Below are 5,137 nucleotides of genomic sequence, written 5' to 3' on the forward strand. Positions count from 1 at the left end.
GTTGGGCGATAAATTCCTTGTCTGTCATTAGGATTACTAAAATCTGAAATTTTAAACTAAATTCCAAATAATCAAAGGATAACAATACAATCCGGTGAATAGTTACTTTTTAGCTCCAAAAAGGGGATATTGTACTTATAATCAATATAATACAATGTTGAAAACACAGATTCACTACAGTCAATTTTTAGTCAGACAGAAGATCCTAGAAGCCATTTATACGATTTGTGATTAAAAAATTCGTATAAATTCATTGAATTATTTTTTCTTTATGCAAGGCAAAAAAATCAAGCATAGCTATAGCTACGGTTTATTTTTTAAACGAAGTAGAAAGGAAAAAGAAACGATGAATATGCGAAATTTTTAGTTATAAATCGTATTAAACCAACTTCATAAGTTTATTGACATCCTGCTTATCGGGATAATTTCAGTAATTTGTGGGGTAGAAACCTGGAAACAAATGGTAGGGTTTGCCAAGTCAAAAGAAGAATTTATTAAAACTTTTCTCGAACTGCCCAATGGGATACCTTCTGAGAATACTATAAACAGATTATTTTCTGCAATTGATAGTGTTGAGTTTGAAAAATACTTTACCCAATGGGTAGCTAGTCTGTGTAGTGAAAGTAAAGGACAGATCATTGCTTTTGATGGTAAGACTGTCCGGGGTGCAAAATCAAATGGGATGAAATCCCCAATCCATATGAGTGAGTGCTTGGGCCTGTCAAAACAATATGGTGTTGGGTCAGGTAAAAACAGCTGAAAAATCCAATGAAATCACAGCCATTCCAGAACTTATAGAAGCGTTGGATATTTCTGGGGTAACCGTGACCATAGATGCCATGGGGACACAAGTCGCTATTGTCGATAAGATCATTGAAAACAAAGCTGACTATATTTTGGCGGTCAAGGGAAACCAGGCTGGGTTATTGCAAGAGATTCAGGATGAATTCAAATTCTCAAAACAAACCCTATCTGTTACCGATATGGATCTGGATCACGGTAGGATAGAAACCAGAACCTGTAGTATCATTTCTGACTTTAAGTTTGTGAACTTGGACAAGAAATGGAAAAACCTAGAATGTATTGTAAAATTGGACAGTATTAGGTGGGAAACCTTTGGGCAGACCCCCAAAAGAACAACTCAATGCCTTTTAGTAAAGTATTGAGATCAATTATCCTGAACCAAGCTAACCCCTTTGGATTGGATTTGTTGGATTCCAGAGCATATTGACCTTTTGATTGAATAGAGCTGTTTTTGATTCTGGAGGATACTGATGTATTGTTGTTTTAAGCTTTCAGCTACTTTCAGGGCAAACTCAATATCCAGAGTATCTCTTCTATCAAACCGTAGTAGACAATAAATGGTGCTGGTCAGTAATATCAAATGTTTCTCTCCCAATTCTGCAATGACTCCTGCTTTGCCTTTATTGATTCATTTGGCATGGTTTTTCAAATAAAGAAAATATCTTTTCACTGTAAGGAATTGTTTCTCCTTTTAGAATTCTTCTTCAGATTAATATCTTATAAATCAAACGTTTTTGGTTTCCCGGCATAGCCTTTAATGGTTAAAAACCATTCAGTAAAACCAAACTCAAATAGCATAAAAGGCCGCTTGACCCCAGTATTGAATAGAACGAGATTAGCAAGAATTTACAATCAGGCACAATTATATATAAAAGCTGGTGGTATATTAAGCATCGTAAAATCCACAGTAACTTTCGGAAATATGTTTTTTATCAGTTTTAAATGATTAAGACTATATTGATATTGAATAAAATGCCCTTCTTTTTTTAATGTTTTTTTAAGATTTGTCAATAATTTTGTCGTATCATTTTTATCAAACAATGAAATGGGTAGGCTTGATATGATATAATCTACCTCAGAAATGTTATTTTGCTCAAGTATATCTTGAAAATCGAATGCTGATTTATTTAATATCTTTAATGAAAGATTATTTTTAAACTTATTTTGACAATAAGAACAAAATTTTTTATTTACTTCAAAAGAAATTATAGTAGTGTTATTGTCGCATCGTTCTAATATTTCTTTAGTAATACAACCATTTCCCATTCCTAATTCGACAATTACTTTTGCTTTATCAAAGGCAATATTTTTGAGACACCTGTTTATAAGATACTTTGAACTTTGTAAAACGGTTCCACTCTCTCTTAATGTATTGATATATTCTAATGATGAAAAATTCATAAATTAAATAATTATAATATTGTATTCTATAACCTCAAAGGTTTAAAATATAAAACCTGAAAATATGACAATAAAAGAAAAAATGACGGTATTATGTCTCAAAAACTATCTTTTTAGGCTTAAAATCAATATTCCCGACGCATTCATTACTTTTTTGTCAAGCTATTTCTAAATTGGGATGAATAAAAATAGTTATCAAAATCCTTATTTTGCATAATAATTCTCGATCTTTCTTTAAAGTGTTTACTAAAAATACTTTTGCTGAGATCTAAGCCTTCATAGGAGATACTACTGAGGTCAGATATGGCGTGTATTAAATTATCGGTCATAAACTTGTTGGTTAGACAATATGAAATATTTTTATTTTCTCTAAATTTGGGAGAAAGCCATACTACAAATGGTATTTCATACATAGAAGCAGTGCGTTCTTCAAAATAATGACCGACTGGATTATTTTTGGGAGGATTGAGTTCTTCTCCATGATCCGAAAAGAATAATACATAAGAAGAAGAATTGGTGTTTTTTACTTTTTCAATAACTTCTCTTAATAAGTAATCATTATACCTTATGGCATTATCATATTTGATGCCCATATACTTGTTATGCTGTTTTTTTGAAATAAATTTTTCAAGTAAAGTTATATTTTCTGTCTTAAAATAATCAAAATCAATAGGGTACCTGTATTCATAATGCATATGAGTTCCTAACAGATGTAAAAAAATCACCTTTTTATTTGCAGGATCTTTCAATGCCTTTTCATATATAGGTAAAAGCTCATGGTCATAGGGAGTTACTTCATCAAAATTAGCAATATTAATAAACTCACTAGTATCAGCAGCCTTTGATATTTCGGTAACGAGATTTTCGTGTATTCCCATAGGTCTCTGGTTTGATAACCAAAACGTTTTAAATCCTGCAAGATTGAATAATTGTACAATACTTCCTACTTTAGTGTTAAGTTTTTTGTACCCTTTTCCTTCTAATAATTCTCCCAGGTTTTGAATATTTTTTTTAGAATTTTGTTCTGCATCATTGGTAGTTAATACCTTGCCGAGAGATAAAATAGTGCCTACATGAGGACTGATTACATCATCAAAAATAAAAAGATCATCTTGTATCTCACTTAAGTTTGGGCTGGTCTCCTTAGCATACCCATATAACTGCATGCGGTTTTTTGTTGTAGATTCTCCAATAACAATCACATAGGTTTCCTGATTAGTAGTTTGATTGTTGTGAGTTGTCTTTTTAAAGTGTCCATTTTTATTTTTAAATCCGAGATCTTCAAAATCATCTGTGAATTTATAATGTTCAATAATGGATCGTGATGCCAGATAGGGTAAATTGTAATTAATAATATCAAAGTAATATATATAACTTAAAAGTACTACAGAAAAAATACCGTATCCATATATAAAAATTTTATCAGATCTTAGTTTTATAGAGGACAAGTATTCAATAAGCTTTGGGATCATTTTCAGACTACTATAAAAAGATACAAAATAACAAAAGGTAAAGCCAATCATTACAACGTCTATGTTATTTTGTAAAAATTCAAAAGTTTCATTTTCATTAGTTTGAAGAATAAAATACAAGGTTGATGGGCCTACATTAGCTCCATATAAATAATAGTATAGAGACTCGAAAAAAATAGAAACTCCAGAAATTATTACTACCATCCTAAGTACTATTTTTTTTAGATAATATGTTTTAATGATATTAGAAAATAGTAGAGGGAAAAGAAACAAATATAATACGGTTTCAATAAACAAATTTATGAGTAAATCAACTTTATACTCTTTAAATAGAGCTTTAAAAAAAAGCCCTAAAATTGCTGGTGAAACAAACAAAAGTATCTTCAAAAAATTAGTTTTCATATAGCTGGTATTCTAGGTGTCTTATACGATTTACGAATAAAAATTTCGCATCTAATGACATTCTTTTTCTACTATATTTTCTTCATAAAATGAAACAATAGCTATGGCTATTCTTTAATTTGATTCATCAATCTAGCGAAAAATCCTTGCCATTATTTTTACGAAATTCTCACCCGTAAATCGTATTATACATTAAATATTTACAAAATTATATTTGTAATAAAAACAATCAATGCAATAGACAACCCTACAAATCATTTGTATAGACTACCTTTTGAGAAGTTTTATTTTTCAAACCTTTTCAAAATGAAGTGTTTAAAAAAAAACTCATTTTTAATTAATTACATCCTCATAGGCTCTACATTGGAGGTATACAGAAAAAGTAAAAATCCTCGGGCAAGCTAATGAGGCATTCGGCTGAATATTATTTTTTCAAGATCGCCGTAACTCGTTGCTTAAAATCGATAGTGTTTTTTCGAAAATTAGGTCTTTTTTTCTCATTTATGGAAATTTATAGTACACCCTTAATTTTTGAAGCCAGCATAGAAAAATGGGAAAGGAATCCAGACATTTGTAACAATAGATAGTGAGATCTATTGTAAGTCTACCCAGAAAACCACAACAGAAAGAAGACTTTACATTTCAAGTTTAAATCAAGAGGCAGAGAAGTTCAATAAAACCATCACAGAGCATTGGTCCAATGAAAATCAATTACATTGGGTGTTGGATGTTGCTTTTAAAGAAGATGATTCAAAAAAGAGAATGGGTAATTCTGCTGAAAATTTCAATATCATCTTTAAGTCAGTATTAACACTGTTGAAAAAAGAAAAATCAGTAAATAAAAGTATCTCACAAAGAAAATTTGGGGCTTTAATCAATAAAAATTATAGGGAGAAATTAATACTTTTTTAAATGTGTTTGCCCTAGTAAACGAGAGTGTAAATATAACCTTGTCTGAATACTAAATTTTTAATTTACACATTATTCAGATAAGATGACAAAGACAGAACAGCAAGAATTAGAAAAGAAAGCTCTAGAACAGTTTATGACTGGGAAGA

Annotated in this window: 5 protein-coding genes; 3 read left to right on the forward strand and 2 right to left on the reverse strand. The window is 30.3% G+C overall.

Features of this window, described 5'->3' with window-relative positions; all coding sequences use genetic code 11:
* The first annotated feature begins 373 nt into the window (after positions 1-373).
* Positions 374-760: an ISAs1 family transposase gene (locus F0000_RS26365; RefSeq protein WP_149627689.1), complete on the forward strand. Its 387-nt coding sequence runs from the start codon at positions 374-376 to the stop codon at positions 758-760.
* Positions 738-1,166, forward strand: a complete 429-nt coding sequence (locus F0000_RS26370) for an ISAs1 family transposase (protein WP_188112299.1) — start codon at positions 738-740, stop codon at positions 1,164-1,166. Before F0000_RS26365 ends, F0000_RS26370 begins: the two co-directional genes overlap by 23 nt.
* A 490-nt stretch (positions 1,167-1,656) precedes the next feature.
* Here the strand turns inward: F0000_RS26370 and F0000_RS26375 are convergent, their stop codons facing one another.
* A complete protein-coding gene (locus F0000_RS26375; RefSeq protein ID WP_149627691.1) occupies positions 1,657-2,205 on the reverse strand; it encodes a class I SAM-dependent methyltransferase in 549 nt (182 codons plus the stop codon).
* 146 nt (positions 2,206-2,351) lie between these two features.
* Complete coding sequence (locus F0000_RS26380) at positions 2,352-3,881, reverse strand: sulfatase-like hydrolase/transferase (RefSeq protein WP_188112300.1); 1,530 nt, start codon at positions 3,879-3,881, stop codon at positions 2,352-2,354.
* Between the two features lie 759 nt (positions 3,882-4,640).
* Here F0000_RS26380 and F0000_RS28735 point away from each other — a divergent pair.
* The gene (locus F0000_RS28735) at positions 4,641-4,991 is read left to right on the forward strand and encodes an ISAs1 family transposase (RefSeq protein ID WP_149627693.1); all 351 of its coding nucleotides are present in this window, start codon (positions 4,641-4,643) and stop codon (positions 4,989-4,991) included.
* Positions 4,992-5,137: the final 146 nt, after the last annotated feature.

This window comes from Aquimarina sp. RZ0 (genome assembly GCF_008370685.1).
In the GTDB taxonomy this organism is placed as follows: domain Bacteria; phylum Bacteroidota; class Bacteroidia; order Flavobacteriales; family Flavobacteriaceae; genus Aquimarina.

Coding starts and splice junctions, on each gene's coding strand:
- F0000_RS26375 (WP_149627691.1), bottom strand. CDS start 2,205: ATGAATTTTTCATCATTAGAATATATCAATACATTAAGAGAGAGTGGA.
- F0000_RS26380 (WP_188112300.1), bottom strand. CDS start 3,881: ATGGTAGTAATAATTTCTGGAGTTTCTATTTTTTTCGAGTCTCTATAC.